The organism is Virgibacillus carmonensis (genome assembly GCF_057836705.1).
Map to the genome: position 1 here is coordinate 63,462 of NZ_JBYQFJ010000016.1, position 17,185 is coordinate 80,646.

Genomic DNA, 17,185 nt, shown 5'->3' on the forward strand with positions numbered 1-17,185 from the left:
CTGTTCTACATTAAGCTACTAGTTTTCCACCCAGGCATCTTTTGAATACCCACGCTGTTCCCAAAAACCAACATGTTCATTTTCAATAAGTTCAATTCGATTCAACCACTTAACTGATTTATATGCATACATTTTAGGAACAATAAGACGGACCGGGCCACCATTTCTTTTACTGATAAGTTCACCGTCAATCAACATCGCGATCATAACATCATCAAGCATCGCCTGTTCAATCGTAAGTGTGTCTGTATAAACCTCATCGGCAGAATAAAACTTTATATATTTTGCATCCTTTTTTACTCCCGCTTCTTGTAAAAACCGCTTTAATGGAATACCTTCCCATGTAACATCATAAACGCTCCAACCTGTAACACAATGGAAATCACTTACCTGTACATCCCGTCCTACCTTCAAGAATTCCTTCCAGGCGTACGTTTTCTGTTGATCAACGAGTCCATCGATTGTGAAACTCCAATTTTCATTTGTTAATGTTGGCATTTCTGTAATCGTATAATAACGAAATTGACCATTCCGCCCCCCACCAATAGGAGGTTTTGATTTCGGTTTAGGTGTTGGTAGCGGTTCAAAATGGTTTGCTTTTACCTTTGTTGAGAAATCACCAACTGTCGGAAAATAAGTTTTAAACCAACTTCCAATGAAAGGTAAGGTAATAACCGCTATAAGTCCACCTGTGAGTTTTCTTAAAAATGTGCGTCGCTTCAATATGGGATTATGTTCTTCGACAGGTATTGGACGCGTAGTCTCACTTTGACTTTGATTTTTTTCAAGTCTTTTAAACCATTTGCTGCGCGTAACACTATGGTAAACAATATACGGTACACCAACCCATGTTGCCAAATCGTGAATAAACAACATGAACGAACTAATAAACGGTGGAAATGCACGATGAAAAGTTAAGAATAAGCCGGAAACAATCAATGCCACCAGTACCATAAGGACAAAGAAAAGGTTATTGCGGTGGTTCAAACGCTGCCGTAGCCTTTTCAAATGTCTTTTAATCTTGGGGAAATAAAAGAAAAGTGGTAACATGCTCACAAGCCCTATCCAGATATGGACATTTTTAACATCCACACGGATACCTGGAAAGGCAGAACGAAAATCAATAGAAAATAGGACAAAGCCAGTTAGTGTTAATAACAGAAATAAAACTGCATTTGCGTGATGAATTCGAATAAGTTTTTTTCCGAAATTTAAGTTTCGTTTAAAAAATAATTTCCAATTCATGCTTCTCTCCCCTTTTAATTACAATCAGACTATAAAACAAGTATAAACCCTATATGACACACAAGTACATAAGAAAAGCTCAGTGCGCCTTGAGAGACACAAAAGCATAAGTGGAGCAGTGCAGTGTGGATGCATTGCCCACACGGAAGCGAACTGCCTTTGTCTCGAGTGTTTAGGTGGGCTGGAGATAGACAGATAATCGGCAAAATTTTATCCTTTCTTTGCTCATAAAAAAACCGGGCTTTTAAAGACCCAGCTAGAGAAACAACTTATATTATTATCAAAATACACCAGCTGATTATCCGCCGATTGAAGCCCAATCCTATCCTGGCAGATTAAAACTTATGCTTCGTTTTTCCCTGATAGAAAAACGAAGCATCACCTTGTCTTTAATAGCTGAGATTAAGGAAGAAATCCCTATGATGTATAACTAACGTCCTTCTTTCGGATTGCGTATGTATCTTTTTCATCAAGTGAATCAAAGATCAAAAATTGCCTGAGTTTTTTGCCATAAACATGAATTGTAATTGCAGTTTGATCGCCATCAGCTTCAAGAATGTGGCAATCGGCTGGTGGTAAAAGTTGAGCAGTACTTTGTTCACTAACAGTTAACGAACCCGTGTGATAAAGCTTTCTAATTTTATTGGAAACTTTCTCTACCTGTAAATAATTATCAACCTTGATACGTCCAGCATAAACGCCCTCCACGCCCCAAGTACCGTCATGGTCATGTAATGGTGTGCATTGACCAGGCTTCCAAACAAGTGCGATCACCTCGAAACGATCTTTTGGGTCATGATACAACGAATATCGTGCATAGTGATTTTCATCAGACTGTAATTCATCCATTTGTAACCATGATTTTGTACGAACCAGTTTACCAACAAGTATTTCGGCCTCTGTCACCCTTTTAGCATCTTCATCATTATTATTAACGACCTCTGTCATTTCCTTTACAAAATCAGAAAGGTCATATGGGTTTTTAATCTTTTCCAAGGGAAAGCCTCCTCTATTTCGTACTCTACTTTTATAGTAGCATAGGAATTAAGTGAATTAAAGTCCGCATATGCTACCGTTTACTTTACACACGGTAAGCGGTTTCATATAATAGGAGTAATGATTGCATATTTCAGGAGGGGTAAAATGACTCAAACGGAAGAAGGAACCCTACTTTGGGAACCAAGTGAAAAGAGAAAAAAAGATTCTGCTATTTATCAATATATGAACTGGCTACAAAAAAATAAAAATCTACACTTTGAGGATTACCATTCACTATGGAAATGGTCAGTCGATGAGCTGGAGATTTTCTGGGAGTCATTATGGGAGTATTTTAATATCCAATCAAAAAAAGATTACAACAACGTGTTAACGTCACATAAAATGCCTGGTGCGAAGTGGTTCATGGGCTCAGAAGTCAATTATGCAGAACATATTTTCAGGAATCGTGATCGCCATAAACCAGCTATTATACATACATCTGAAGTTAGGGATCAGAAAGAGGTTTCCTGGGATCAGCTTTATCAAGATACCGCAGCATTGCAATTAACATTAAAATATTTGGGTGTGGTAAAAGGCGATCGTGTTGTTGCCTATGTAGCGAATATCTATGAATCTGTCGTCGCATTCCTAGCAACGGCCAGTCTTGGCGCAATATGGTCTAGTGCGTCACCAGACTTTGGTACACAAAGTGTCATCGATCGCTTTAAACAGATAGAGCCTAAAGTGATGATAACGGTGGATGGGTATCGATATAGTGGGAAAGACTTTGATCGCACAGATGTCGTAAAAAGCATTCAATCAGAACTTCCTACATTAGAAGCAACCATTGCGATACCATATCTGAATGACAATGCAAGCTTTGATGGATTTAAAAATGTAACTAATTGGAAACATGCTGTCAACTCGGGAAGAGAACTTACACTTAACTTTGAACATGTCCCGTTTAACGACCCGCTTTGGGTGTTGTTTTCATCTGGCACGACAGGAAAACCTAAACCCATTGTTCAGAGTCAAGGCGGTATTTTAATGGAACACATGAAAGCTTTGACCTTCCACGCTGACCTGAATGAAGATGACCGTTTCTTTTGGTTTACGACGACTGGTTGGATGATGTGGAACTACCTTGTAAGTGGATTACTTACTGGCAGTACTATTATTCTATACGATGGCAATCCAGGTTTTCCAGATAAGAAGATGCTTTGGAAGTTGGCGGAACAGACAAATATGACTGTCTTCGGAACCAGTGCAAGCTTTATAACCGCCTGCATGAAAGATAACTTTGCTCCAAAAGATGAGTTTAATTTACGTAGTTTAAAAAATATCAGCTCGACTGGTTCACCATTACCACCAGAAGGATTTCAGTGGTGTTATGACAATGTGAAAGAAGATTTATGGATTGCTTCAGCGAGTGGCGGAACCGATGTATGCACTGCATTTATATTAGGCGTGCCTATCTTGCCCGTATATGCTGGAGAATTACAATGCCGTGGTCTTGGAGCTAAGATTGAAAGCTTTAATGATGATGGAAAAGCTGCGATAAACGAGGTTGGTGAGCTTGTTTTAACAGAACCGTTTCCATCTATGCCAATCTATTTTTGGAACGATGACGATGGCAGTCGTTTACATGAAAGCTATTTTGATGTGTTTCCAGGAATTTGGCGCCACGGCGATTATCTTAAAGTGACTGATCGACATACATGTGTTATTTATGGAAGATCAGACGCCACTATAAATCGCGGTGGAATTCGAATTGGAACAAGTGAGATCTACCGGGCAGTTGATCAAGTCCCAGAAGTGGCTGATAGCTTAATCGTTGATATTCCTGTTGGAAATGGTGATTCTTACGTTCCGTTGTTTGTTTTGATGAAGGAAGGTAAGGAACTGACAGAAGACATAAAGCAGGGCATTAAAAAGCAGATTAGAACACAGTGTTCACCAAGGCACACGCCTACCGGTATTTACAGTGTTCCTGATTTACCAACAACATTAAACGGTAAAAAGTTGGAGATACCTGTTAAGAAAATCTTAATGGGGAAGTCAGTAGATCAAGTTGTTAATCAAGGCTCTTTGATTAATCCGAAAGCATTAGATTACTTTGTGAATTTTGCAAAGGAGCAAGAGAAAGTAAATTAATACAAATCTAAAAAGCCACGGTTTTGACCGTGGCTTTTTAGTGTTATTTCACATTTTTTTCAATTTAGCCAATAGCCTATTATCGCGCAATAAGGTAATAAATACTTCCAATGCTTTTGTTTGGAAAGGTGACTTCGTGACAATAGAGAATTGCCTAAAAAAAGGAAGACCCTTACTGTTCAATATCCTTAATTCACCATTTCTCAATTCCTTTTGGACAGCCCATTTGGATAACAAACTGATGCCTAGACCGGCCTCTACTGATTCTTTAATCGGTTGGGTGCTTCCAAAGCTCATCAGCTTAGTTGGTGTTAGTGCAAGTTGCCCAAACATTTTTTCTGTTGCCTCACGAGTACCAGAACCCTTCTCACGCACAATCCATGTTTCTTTATTCAAGTCATTACTATCTACAGAACCTTTTTTATTCCCCAGAACATGTCTAGAGGCTGCCACAACAACCATTTGATCCTCAGCAAACTCTTCTACTGTTAATTGCTGGTCTTTAAAATGTCCTTCAACAATTCCCACATCCAATTGATAGCTATTAACTAAAGAGCCAATTTCAGTTGTATTACCAATTGTAACGGTGGGTTGGATGTCCGGATAAGTCTTTTGCAAATTAGCAATAATATGAGGAAGTACATATTCACCAAACGTGTAACTTGCGCCAATCGAAATTGGGCCGCTTGCTACATTCGTGACATCATCAACAAGGGTTTGCATTTTTGTATAAAGTCCTAAAATTTCTTTTGCATGATGATAGACAATTTCCCCAACTTTATTTAATCGAACGTACTTGTTACTTCGTTCTAATAATCTCGAACCAATATTAGTTTCAAATGTACGAATATATTGACTGACTGCAGGCTGTGTCATGTGTAATTCTTCTGCTGCCCGCGTGAAGTTCTGTGTTTCTACCACCGTCACAAATACTTGTAAATGTAGATCCATCTCATCCCTACTTTATTTATTTTATTTCCATCATAACACTTTACTTATTATAACTATTATAATAATTTATTTTTCTTATAGATAAAAGTCATTTATTCTTAATTAGGGAGGTGTTTCAATGACTTCAGAAAGATTTAGATGGATAGGCGGAGTAGCATTCACTTTTTTCATAGCATTATTAGGTTATTTGTTAGCAATTGTACCTGGATTCAATCAAATCGGACAATTAGCTTGCGCGATAATAATTGCTGTTGTCTATCGCCAATTATTTGGATATCCGGAGGTAATCAGGTCAGGTATTGCATTTTCTTCAAAGCGGTTACTGCGGGCAGCAATCATTTTATATGGTCTTAAATTGAATATTGATACCGTTTTCCAGGATGGCTTAGGGTTACTTATCCGAGATGCGTTGGTCATTACTTTTGCTATTCTTTTAACAATCTGGTTAGCTAAGGTATTAAAAGCAGACAAAACAATTTCCCTATTATTAGGGGTTGGAACAGGGATTTGTGGAGCTGCAGCAATAGCCGCTGTTGCACCACTAGTAAAAGCAAAAGATGAGGACACAGCTATTGGTGTTGGTATAATTGCACTAATGGGAACAGTATTTGCTATTGGTTATACCATAATCGGACCGCTTTTACCTATTTCTTCCATTGATTATGGCATCTGGACAGGATCCAGTATTCATGAAGTAGCCCAAGTGGCACTTGCGGCGGCACCAGCCGGCGATGATGCCCTAGCAATTGCTCTACTTGCAAAATTAGGTCGGGTATTTTTACTTATTCCAGTTTGTTTTATCTTTATTTATATCATGAAGCGAAAAAATAGAAGTTCTGAACAACCAGATGCAAAAATTGAATTTCCATGGTTCCTGCTTGGTTTTATCGCACTAAGCGTTTTAGGCAGCTATGTATTCGGTAATTCTATCCCGGTGTCTGAGAATGTCATGAATATCGTCTTTTCGATAACAAATTGGTTATTGACTGCCGCTATGGTGGGACTTGGTCTTAACGTTAGCCTTCGTGACTTGCGTACAAAGGCATTAAAACCACTAATTGCGATGACAATAACATCTTTGTTTCTGTCAATTTTATCGTATTTAACGATCTAACCTTTTCAATCTCTGAGTTACATAATAACCGAGATTGAATAATTAACTACAAGTGTGTTTCAAAAAGTCGGCAAATAAGAAACAAGAAAATCGCAGTTTATTATTTGGTGACTTTTTGAACATCCTTTACAAGTTGCTATCTACTTTCTTTTCACTGTGAATATCTATACCATTTAAAGCCTGAGTTGCCAGACGGTCGGCTTCCTTATTTTCTTTCCTACCAATTACCTCATAATTCGGATTGATTCCTAGTTCCTCTAATTTTAGTTCGATTCGGTCAAGCCAAGCATTTAGTTTTTCTTCATAACACGGCCATTCACCTAATAATTGTCTTAATACACCCTGTCCATCTCCCTTAAAAGTACACGGGAGGTGATGTACACCCACTTCCTCCAATTGCAATACCGCGAAATGGAGCGCTGTATATTCTGCTTCATTATTTGTTTCCATTGAATCAATAAATTGATTTGTTCTTAATCGATAGCTTGTATGGTTTTTTTGATAATAAATAACAACACCAAGTCCAGCTGTTCGTGTAGAACGGTCAAATCCACCATCAAAATAAACAATAACATTGTGAGCTTCTTGTTCGATAGTTTCCTTCAACTTACTAAATTCCTTTTGTGTCCATTCATTCCCCATTTCATCGATAATAACTGTTTCTTTCACGCGGCCTGTTTTCTCAATGTCAATTAGTATCTGCTCCATGGATTCTTGACTCGTCCATGCTGACTCAAACGCCAACTCTTCCGTCTTCTTCCCTTTATATAACCACTTTAATTTAACGTTCATTGTATTCCCAACCCTTCTGAATCCTTAATCTAGCCTACGTGTCTTAGAAATATACGTGAACTTATCTGTAATTGAGGGATGGATGCAAATAAATGAATGAAGCTACTGTCGAAACAGTCCCTCCAATTAAAATAGTAGTGTCCGTACCAATCTGATTAGCCAGCAAACCTGCTAATAGTGCAGCTACTGGCATAAGAATCCATGTCATAAAACGGCTGGTAGCTTGTACCCGGCCTAATAAGTAATCAGGAGTTAGCGTTTGCCTGATTGTGACAATGCAAGGATTCATCATCGAAACAGCTACCGTCCCCATCAGATTAAATAAAACCAAAGGGACATATGTATTAGAGAAACCAAATAAAATGATGGATACACCACCAGCAAAGGATGCAAGAAATAATATTCTTCGATAAGAAAATTTTTTTCTAAGGAAATTCGTTGCTAATGAACCAAAAATGGCACCTATCCCACCAATTGATAATAACCAACCAATCTGAGTAGTCGTCAGCTGAATAGTATCTTTCAAATAAAAAATCATCAAGGTAAGAAAAAGCGTTGTACCAAAAATGGATGCTAGCATTGCCAAGTTCGTAAATAATATTGGTTTTGTCCTAATGACAAAGTCAAATCCTTCTCTTATATCCTCTATAAATGTACGCTTCCCACGATTTTTAGTTTCAGCAAACCTTATATTAATACTTAAGACAGCAAAAAACGCAATGAAGAAACTGATGCTATTGACTAGCAATGCATACCCGGGGTTGTATAGACTTATCAATAATCCACCCAACCCTGGGGCAACCAAAATTGCCGTATTAAAAATTCCAGTGTTGATCGAGTTAACAGCATGGAGATCGTTTCGCCTTACCATATTTGGTACAGATGCAAATTGCGAAGTATTATAAATCTGGCTCAAGAAACCGATTACTAGGGCTCCACTATACAAGTGCCACATCTCTAACTGATCCAGTATAAAAAGAATGCCAATAAGACCTACAATCAAACCCCTTCCAAGGTCACATATAAGTAACAACATTTTCCTATTTAATCGATCGGAAAGAATTCCGGTGATAGGTTGCAATAGGATAGGCAGACGTTCTAAGGCTGCAACTGCTCCCATACTAAAAGGTGAACCAGTAATTGCAAGTACAATTAAAGGGATAGCAATCAGGTAAATTTGATCACCAAAAAATGAAATTAAGTTTCCTCCCATAAAGCGAAACACTGGATAGTTTTTTGATAGCTTCGGGAAATCGTCTTCCTCTATTACCTTAGCATGACTAATTTCCATACACATATTGCTGCAATTCCTTGGCCAAAGCGTCCAATGTATTCTGTTTCAATCTATATTTTGAGCCGTTAATATCAACTAACTTTGCTGACCGGAGGATTTTTAAATGATGATGAATGGTTGACTTTCCCATAGCCAACTTGCTCGTTATCGTTTGAAGGGTGCAATCGCCTTCAGCCAAATACTTCACAATTTTAAGCCTGACTTCATCACCAAGCGCTTTATGCTTATGCACTAAAAAGTTATCTGGCTGATAGACATCACCAGGGTGGATACTTTCATTCGAAACGGGATAGTAAAATACTTTTATTCCCTCGACATCCGCTACTATATTCCACGGACGATACACATATTGCGGAATAAGTAACACATGATACACACTTGGTTCTGGATGGTACGTGCTCCCACCTGTCGCCCATTCGACTAATTCTTCTGGTGACATTCTTTCTTGCATCTTCTTTTTTGCCCTAATGTCCCGTTCTAAAACAGCTTCAACCATATCCGCTTCGGGCTCAATAGCGGCCATATACCACCCTTCCATGATTAAACAAAGGTGTGTTATGAAAGCTTCCGTATCAACTGTACAAATGAATTCAATATAGGTAGGGAAAAACAAGTTATCTTTGGAAGCATCCTTTAATTTATTGATAGCTGCTCTATCTCCATATGCGGCTTTATTCCTGATGTCTTGATATTGTATCCCCAAATAAGGAATGCAATTATATTTCACCTGCTCGGGGGTTAGATTTCTTATGTAAGTTTTAAATTCAGCTAAATCCGTGAATTCTCTTTGATGAAGAAGTTGCAACAGCGATTTCCATGTATTATTTTCTTCAACATAGTTAAGATGTTCTAACATTTCATCTGACAAGGATTGTTTAATGCCCTTCCAGTAATCATCCTGTTTCTCCAATGTATCAATTAGTCTTGCATTTGTAACTGCCGCAATCCCTAGTGCACACTCCCATAATAATGAATGTTCTAATTTAATTTGATAGGTTTCTCTATTTCTACTTATCATACTTACTACATCCATATCGTCACCTCAATTAGTTGATTTAATTTTATTCTATACTTATAGAATTAATAATTCAATATTAATTGAATTTTATTTTAAAAAGATCACTTCGATCAATTCTTTAAAACTAGTTTACAGTCCGTTGTGCACCAAATACTGTTCCAACACAAAAAAACGCCACATAAAAAGGATCCAGCATCGGCGGCTGAATCCCCTTGTATACGCTACTATTCTATTTTTCTAAACTAACCTTCAACACACCGCTTGGTGTATCCGCCATAATAAATGTCTTGGAGGTTATCTCATTCTCCACAACCAACGTAACTTCTTTGTCTTTCAAAATATCGACTTGCTTTTTATTCAGTAACAATTTGCGTGGCTTCTTATCATTTTGAATATTAATTATGACACGTACACTTGAATCAAGTGCTTCTAAATCTTTTGTATGCACGGTTGCAGTACCATTATTTTTCTTTGGTGTAACAACAACTGTTGGTTGCTCTTCTTCACCAGGTAGCTCAGTTGTAGTAATAATACGTCCTTCTGGTCCATATTCAAATGGATTAGCTTCCGAACTATTCAAGCTTTCAATAAAGTCTACTGTAGCATCCAAATCGGTTGGTCCCATTTCAGGATTAACACCCAGTTCACTTATTGGACCAGTTGATGTTCCCATATAGTTATTCACTGTTAATGTATACGTTTTGTCCATATCAACAGGGGTTCCATCAGGTAATGTGATATCAACGACCTCATTTATTTCAGAATTCCATGTGTAATGGAATCCACTAATGCTGTAGTCCGGTCCATACTTTGCAGATAATTGTTCCTGAATAATAGGATAAAGGTCTGCACCTTTGATTTCAAACATCATTAATGTATTACCAAATGGTTGGATGTTATACAAATCACCCCACGTAACTTCACCTGCAAGTAAATCTGCTCGAATTCCGCCACCATTCATCATGGCAAAATCACTACCCATTGCTGCATTCATACCATCAGCAATTAAATTTCCTAATCCGTGATCTCCATCATTCGAATAATCACCTGTTAGATCTGTTGCATTGTATCCTATAACTTCACTCATAATTGGTCCAATTTGCTCAAGATATTTTTCTAAAATTGCCGTTACTTCTGGATTAGGTGTTACTTGACTTTGATCAACAAAAACAACTTCGGCTTCTTTTTTCACAATGTCGCCTGTAGTACGGTCAATCTCCAAATCAACATCCGCAAAAGCTTTTCCATATTCTGAAGCCTGTACGACTAATTTATTATCAACAACACCATCGACAACTTGATGATTATGTGCTGCAAAAATAACGTCTACTTCATCATCTACTTCATTTGCAAGATCAGCAGCTTGTCCAGTTGCACTAGCACCTGATTGCTCAGCAGGAATATGCGCTAACAAGACAATTGATTCAACGCCTTGTGTTTTCAGTTCTGCTACCGCTTCATTCACAGCTTCTGTATCATCAGTAAATGAAATATCTTGAATTCCTGCAGGCATTACCATACCTGCCGCTTCTTGTGTAATAACACCTACAAATCCAATCTTTTCCCCATCAATTTCTTCAACATAATATGGAGGCAAGAATGTTTCATTGGTATCTTTGTACACACAGTTGGAACATAATACTGGAAAGTTCATCCCATCATAGTTTTCTGTTCCAACACCTTCCGGATGCTCGCCACCATTAACCATGCGCAATAATTCTTCTGTACCTTCATCAAATTCATGGTTGCCAACTGTTCCAACGTCAAATCCGATTTCTTCCATAATCTCTACTGTTGGTTCATCTTGCAGTAGACCAGAAACTGGTGAGCTCCCACCAATCATGTCCCCAGCATGGACAACTAGCGTATTTGGATTGGTTTCTTCGCGCTCCTCAATAGCCCCTGCAACATAATCCATTTTTCCGTACATACCAAACGTTCCATCACTATCAGGGTCTAACTCATATTCTTGATCAATTTTTCCATGTAAATCATTCATACTTAGTAATTGTACCTTAAGATTATCAGGATTTTCTTCTCCGTCACCAACAAAGCTATATCCATAATCTAGTGCATTTTGCTCTTCCCAGAAAAATACTCGATTTTCTACTGGAACATCTGCCCAATCGGTTGGTAATACATATTTCATTGTGTCAGAGTTTCCGACGTATTTCGAAAATCCTTTTTGATCATCATTTGCTCGGAACTCAAACGGTAATTCAAGTAGTGGGTCTTCTGAATTCCAAATTCCAAGGCCAGCGTCTTTTGCTTCCTTGACAGCATTTTGATAAGTTGGATAAACTTCTTCGTCAAATGGTGCAATAAAGTATGTTACTGCATATCCTTGACGTACCATTTCGACGTTAATGTTTAAACCATCTTCTTTACGAATAATTTCCGCTAGCAATCTCCCATATTGATCAGTTGGCTCTTCTCCAATTTTGACCAATACTTCATCACCAGGTTGAAGCAGTTCATTCATATATGTTTTCGCTTCTTCTCCTAATGCTTTTTGGTTTTGATTAATCGCATCACGGGCAGGGTCGTCATTATGTGCTGTATATGTTTCTGGAGTATCCATGTTTAAGAAACGTACCTTTGTTCCTCCAAGAACAGGAGTCTCTATATGAATCGTGTCCCCATCTGTCACTCTTTCAACAGTAGATTCATAGACTCCAGCTGCAGATGGCGGTTCTGGTTGTTCTTCTGCCAACTCAATATCAGCTTGCTCAGTTGGAATAAGCTGGTACGCATTATATTGGCTGACAATTGCTGTAATTTCATACCACTTGTCCGCTTCAATTAATGAAGGATCAAGTGAACCTTCCATAACTCTTAACGTAGTTCCATTAAAGTCAGCGTCTACTACAGAAATATTGTATCCACCACCAGCAGGGGTTGAAGGAATATCATTGATGAAACCTGTCAATTGGACGAGTTCCCCTTCATACGCTTCTGCTACTGCTGGATCTTGAAGGTCCGCTAGAGAGATACTTTGCGCTTCAGGTAAGGCATGACCTTGCTCCAATACTTCAACCGAACTTGGGACAACTTCTTTCAAACCATTATACGACGCTAGCTCGCCTGTTACTTTAACTCTATCTCCTTCCTCTACATCAGGGATAGTGCCTTGCTCAAATGCGAACACATTAATGCCGCCTGTCTCGTCTTGTATGTAAGTAGTAAACTGGGCGCCATTACTAATTGAAGTATTATCAACTGTTACGATACCTTCCACTATTACAGCAGTTCCGTCACTTAAGTTTCGTGCATCTTTAATAGAATAGACCTCACCATCTGGATCTGGGTCAACAGGAGGATCTTCTGGATCAACTCCATTCATCGTATGTGAACCAAGATATGCAAATGTATTTGATGCATATTCTGCCCATTCTGCATTGTCATATGTTAAATTTGGTTTACTAATTGATGGGTTTCTCACTTGTGTCATATTTTCGGCAAAATCGTTGCCCGTTCCTATTTCACCGAAAACATCTAGTACTGTTCCACCTTTTTTTAATACTACTACATCATCCCCATTAAAATTAACAACAGATGAGTCCTGTAGGTCTGTTTGATTTAGAATGCTTGGGTCAGCACTTTTATGTGCAATAACAAAAACATCACCATGCTGCAATGTCCCTGACAATGTCACAGATTGACTTGCCTCTGTGGCACCATTACTATATAACTCTACTTGATAGTTCGATAGGTCTACTTCAGCACCGGTTCCATTATAGACCTCAATGGCTTTGTTATACGAACTTCCCTCGATGTACTCTGAAATAAATAACTCCTCTGCAACGGCTTCATTACTTTCAGCTGATACAGTTGTAGCTAAAATAGTAGAAAAATTCATAAAAACGAGCGTGAAAATAAGAAACAGATTTAACATCCTCTTAACAGTAGAATTCTTCATTGGTACCCTCCAATTATGATATATTTACATCACATTCCAATTGTAATAGGACATAATTAGAATCTGACACACTATTAATATGGCATAATTACTAGCTGGATACAATTCAATTTTTGTAAATTTATAGTTAATTCTTACTAGATTGGGGGTTTTTTTCAAAAAACAGTTACAATGACCTATATGATAGGATTGTGGAGTTGTTTGGGGTTTTCAATTTCACTCATTATATAACACAGATTTTAGAAAACTCGCCATTCTCCTCGTCCTTAATAGCGAAGTTTATCTTATACTCAACTCCTTGAAAATTTCTTTTAGTGTGAAAAATACTAGTCTCAAATTTTATCAATCAAACTTTTTATATATGTATCTAAGCGCTCTTCCATCATCTCATCCGTTAGACCTTTAACTCCAAATGCTTCCCAACCTGGATATACCTCTGCACCGCCTCCATCCAATAAGGATAAAATATCCCAATACACATTATACGTATAGGTTTCAGCTAGCGATAAATAGGAGGACAAGAATTGATCCGCAACTTGAACACCGTACAATTCAGCTAGATTCAATCGACAATGACCGACGTCAATTCCTGCTGGCCCATAACAGGCATTAACCCAATCCACTACTCCACTGACTTTATTATTTTTCCATAACACATTTGTAGGATGGTAGTCACGATGGATAAATTGTTTACTAGATGCTGGCTTTGGACCTTCCAAAATATCAATTGCTCTTTGCCATAGCTTAGGAACTTTTGACCAGCTAGGCACTTCATATGTTGGTACATCATTATAAGTATAATAAGTCCACTGGAAATCCGTTGCCTCTACAGCATGAATCTTTGTGAGCGTGTGGGCTAATTCATATACCCAATGATCCATATCCCTTGGCACGATATCAACATCTCCGTCAAGCTTTGTCATAAGGACGAGCGGGTTCCCACACACATAACCCTTCCCATCAAAGGCAATAATACTAGGTGTTGCCACCCCAACTCCCTCCGCTAAACGAAGACTTTCTGCTTCATGTATCGCTAAATCGGGTTCTTCTTGTAACCATTCCTTATTATCAAACTGACGTAACACAACATGATAATTAGAATAGTTATCCTCAAGTGAAATGCTATGCAGTGTGGACGAAGTACTCCCTTTCAACTGCTCAACCGAATTAATAATAGCAGAAGGACTCACAGCATCCGTAATCCACGCTATAACTTTGTTTGAAAGCTTTTCTTCACTTTGTTTCATAAAAATTCAACCTTTCCATCAGTTCCAATTGTTGATAGTAGCATTATATCACTTCTAGCTTATATAATTGAATCAAAGGGGGAATCACCATGACAATAAAGCCAAGTAAAGAAGTCGAACAATTCATCAATAATTTATCATCACCAATCAAGGAAATTACTGTCCGATTAAGAGAAATTGTTTTTGAAACATCACCTGATATTCAGGAAGAAATCAAATGGGGAAAACCGTGCTATATCGAAAATGGCATGATCTGCTATATTCAGACTGCCAAAAGCCATGTGAACTTTGGTTTTTATTTTGGAGCTACGCTTACTGATAAAGACAGCCTTCTTGAGGGTACTGGTAAAAAGATGCGCCATATTAAAATTAAAAAGATTGAGGATATTCAACAGGATCAATATAGCGCACTAATCCAAGAAGCCATCGAACTGGAGACATGAATAAATTCGTTCCAGTTTCTTGCTTTTCCGATTAACTATTCATTTCTCATCCTAAATACCTTCATCCATAACCTCTACAAGAATCACCTTTCTTCACTTCGATATTTACACGTGTACTAAACCATAATACCAACAATCATACTATTAGAACCACTTCATTATAAATGACCTCAACTGTTTATTCCCCTTTCTTTTAGGTAATTAGTAGGAATACATAAGTCGGTATTTATTAAATTATATTTTACTTTCAGTGATCTGAATTCGCTTTTCACTCGTTTACTTAATGAAAAGGAGGTGGCACGCATTGAAAAACGTTCAAAAAATTATTCGTATCGCTATCTTAATCTTATTCTCACTTACAATCACTATCCCATCAACAGTAGAGGCACATACCTCCTTAGTTGAAACAACACCTGCAGCGGATAGTCATTTGGAAGAAACCCCTGAAACGGTTACATTGACATTCAGTTCAACAATAGCACCTAACCTTTCTTCCGTAACCATTTCGGACCAGAACGATGAGCAAGTAGAGGGTACAACAGAAACAATAAGTGACGATCAAAAAAGCATTTTGCTGCAGTTACCCGAACTGGCGTCTGGTAATTATAAAGTAAACTACAAAGTTGTTTCTACAGACGGCCACCCCGTAGAAGGAACATACAACTTCACATTAAATCTTCCAGAACCTGTGAAAAGTAAAGACGATTCCAAAAATGAAATGGAACAACAAGAAATAGATCCATATACGATTACAGTTGAGGATAAACAATTAACAAAAGCACCAACACAAGTATCTAACGCGGAGCCGCAACATGATCACGAAACGTCAACCTACCTCATTCGCTTACTATATTACTTTTCTATTCTAGCTCTTGCTGGTTGGGTGTTTTGGGGAACCGCATCATCTATTCTTTCTACATCTGCAAAGACTTCTTATCTAAAAGGATCTATGGTATTACGTTTTTTTCTTTTAGTCATGTTACTTGGATATGGTTACCTAGAGTTTAATAGCTTGATAACCAGGATGGATGATCTACAATCACTTCTTTTCCAAACAGTATTCGGATTTGCATGGTTGCTCATGTTTGCAGTAAGCATACTAGGGTTTTTCATCTTACATCATTCACGAATCATTGATAGTTTTTGGATTATTTTACTACTCATCGGTGAAGTCTTATCAGGCCATGCCATTACGTATGAACCTTTATTCATCACTACAATTCTAGATATGATTCACCTGATTGCTGCTGCAATTTGGATCGGGGGATTACTACTAATCGTTACTTTTTGGAAAAATCATGTTGAATTTGTTAAAGAATTTTTGCCAGTATTTTCAAAGTACGCATTGATTAGTATCATCACACTCACTATTACAGGCAGTTTGATGACGATAATTTTTTTACCTGATTTATCATTACTATGGGAAACGCTTTGGGGCAAAGTATTATTATTAAAAATAGCCGCAGTATTGTCAGTAATCATACTTGGAACTTTCGTGCGTAAAGCATTGAAAAGTAAAGAACATACAAAACTGAAGCACCTTGTAGAATGGGATTTTTCATTAATGATAGGGATTGTTCTATTAGTAAGTATTTTAACCTTTATCAGCCCTAAACCAGAAACTAGTCCAGCAAGTACTGAAGCAGTGACAACCACTGCTGTAGTTAATGCAGATGTTGAACCAGGTAGTCCAAGTATTCTAAAAAACTTACGTGTAACACTTGATATGAACGGACAGGAGTTAGATCCAGGTAATATCTCATTAACGGTAAGCCCAGTTGATAAAGCAGATAAAACCGTTAAAATACCGTTGACGATGAATGAAAAGAAAGACGATAAAATTACTTTCCAGGCAAAAAGTAAAATTGAGCTAGAGACAGGGAGATGGGAGTCTACAATAACCATTGAAGATCAAAAAGAATCAGAAAAACTATTCACCGATACATTTACCATTAAGTCAATTAAAAACTAATTATAGAAGGATTAGGAATCCACAATTTGGGTAATATCCAATTAATAAGAAAGTAAAA

Annotated in this window: 12 protein-coding genes; 4 read left to right on the forward strand and 8 right to left on the reverse strand. The window is 37.8% G+C overall.

Features of this window, described 5'->3' with window-relative positions:
• Positions 1-18: 18 nt before the first annotated feature.
• Both AC3G7N_RS13355 and AC3G7N_RS13360 read right to left on the reverse strand, forming a co-directional pair.
• Complete coding sequence (locus AC3G7N_RS13355; protein WP_489422658.1) at positions 19-1,245, reverse strand: molybdopterin-dependent oxidoreductase; 1,227 nt, start codon at positions 1,243-1,245, stop codon at positions 19-21.
• Positions 1,246-1,662: 417 nt separating this feature from the next.
• Positions 1,663-2,241, reverse strand: coding sequence for a cysteine dioxygenase family protein (locus tag AC3G7N_RS13360; protein WP_489422659.1), 579 nt, complete (start codon positions 2,239-2,241; stop codon positions 1,663-1,665).
• 147 nt (positions 2,242-2,388) lie between these two features.
• Between AC3G7N_RS13360 and AC3G7N_RS13365 the strand changes: the two genes are divergently transcribed.
• Positions 2,389-4,377 (forward strand): acetoacetate--CoA ligase, encoded by a 1,989-nt coding sequence (locus tag AC3G7N_RS13365; protein WP_489422660.1) that lies wholly within the window; start codon positions 2,389-2,391, stop codon positions 4,375-4,377.
• A 48-nt stretch (positions 4,378-4,425) separates the two neighbouring features.
• On the opposite strand, the gene AC3G7N_RS13370 is transcribed toward AC3G7N_RS13365, so the two are convergent.
• Positions 4,426-5,328 carry a LysR family transcriptional regulator gene (locus AC3G7N_RS13370; RefSeq protein ID WP_489422661.1) on the reverse strand — a complete coding sequence of 301 codons (903 nt, stop codon included), beginning with the start codon at positions 5,326-5,328 and terminating at the stop codon, positions 4,426-4,428.
• A 118-nt stretch (positions 5,329-5,446) separates the two neighbouring features.
• Here AC3G7N_RS13370 and AC3G7N_RS13375 point away from each other — a divergent pair, with 118 nt between their 5' ends.
• Positions 5,447-6,442, forward strand: a complete 996-nt coding sequence (locus AC3G7N_RS13375) for a YeiH family protein (RefSeq protein WP_489422662.1) — start codon at positions 5,447-5,449, stop codon at positions 6,440-6,442.
• A 126-nt stretch (positions 6,443-6,568) separates the two neighbouring features.
• On the opposite strand, the gene AC3G7N_RS13380 is transcribed toward AC3G7N_RS13375, so the two are convergent.
• The 5 genes from AC3G7N_RS13380 to AC3G7N_RS13400 all read right to left on the reverse strand — a co-directional run bounded on the left by AC3G7N_RS13380 (position 6,569) and on the right by AC3G7N_RS13400 (position 14,712).
• The gene (locus AC3G7N_RS13380) at positions 6,569-7,234 is read right to left on the reverse strand and encodes a reverse transcriptase-like protein (RefSeq protein ID WP_489422663.1); all 666 of its coding nucleotides are present in this window, start codon (positions 7,232-7,234) and stop codon (positions 6,569-6,571) included.
• Between the two features lie 61 nt (positions 7,235-7,295).
• Complete coding sequence (locus AC3G7N_RS13385) at positions 7,296-8,525, reverse strand: MFS transporter (RefSeq protein WP_489422664.1); 1,230 nt, start codon at positions 8,523-8,525, stop codon at positions 7,296-7,298.
• Positions 8,515-9,561 (reverse strand): ArsR/SmtB family transcription factor, encoded by a 1,047-nt coding sequence (locus AC3G7N_RS13390; RefSeq protein ID WP_489422665.1) that lies wholly within the window; start codon positions 9,559-9,561, stop codon positions 8,515-8,517. Before AC3G7N_RS13390 ends, AC3G7N_RS13385 begins: the two co-directional genes overlap by 11 nt.
• Positions 9,562-9,775: 214 nt before the next feature.
• Positions 9,776-13,465: a 5'-nucleotidase C-terminal domain-containing protein gene (locus AC3G7N_RS13395; protein WP_489422666.1), complete on the reverse strand. Its 3,690-nt coding sequence runs from the start codon at positions 13,463-13,465 to the stop codon at positions 9,776-9,778.
• 332 nt (positions 13,466-13,797) lie between these two features.
• Complete coding sequence (locus AC3G7N_RS13400) at positions 13,798-14,712, reverse strand: phosphotransferase family protein (RefSeq protein WP_489422667.1); 915 nt, start codon at positions 14,710-14,712, stop codon at positions 13,798-13,800.
• Between the two features lie 89 nt (positions 14,713-14,801).
• Here AC3G7N_RS13400 and AC3G7N_RS13405 point away from each other — a divergent pair, with 89 nt between their 5' ends.
• Positions 14,802-15,155, forward strand: coding sequence for a DUF1801 domain-containing protein (locus AC3G7N_RS13405; protein ID WP_489422668.1), 354 nt, complete (start codon positions 14,802-14,804; stop codon positions 15,153-15,155).
• 304 nt (positions 15,156-15,459) lie between these two features.
• Positions 15,460-17,127: a copper resistance CopC/CopD family protein gene (locus AC3G7N_RS13410; RefSeq protein WP_489422669.1), complete on the forward strand. Its 1,668-nt coding sequence runs from the start codon at positions 15,460-15,462 to the stop codon at positions 17,125-17,127.
• Positions 17,128-17,185: the final 58 nt, after the last annotated feature.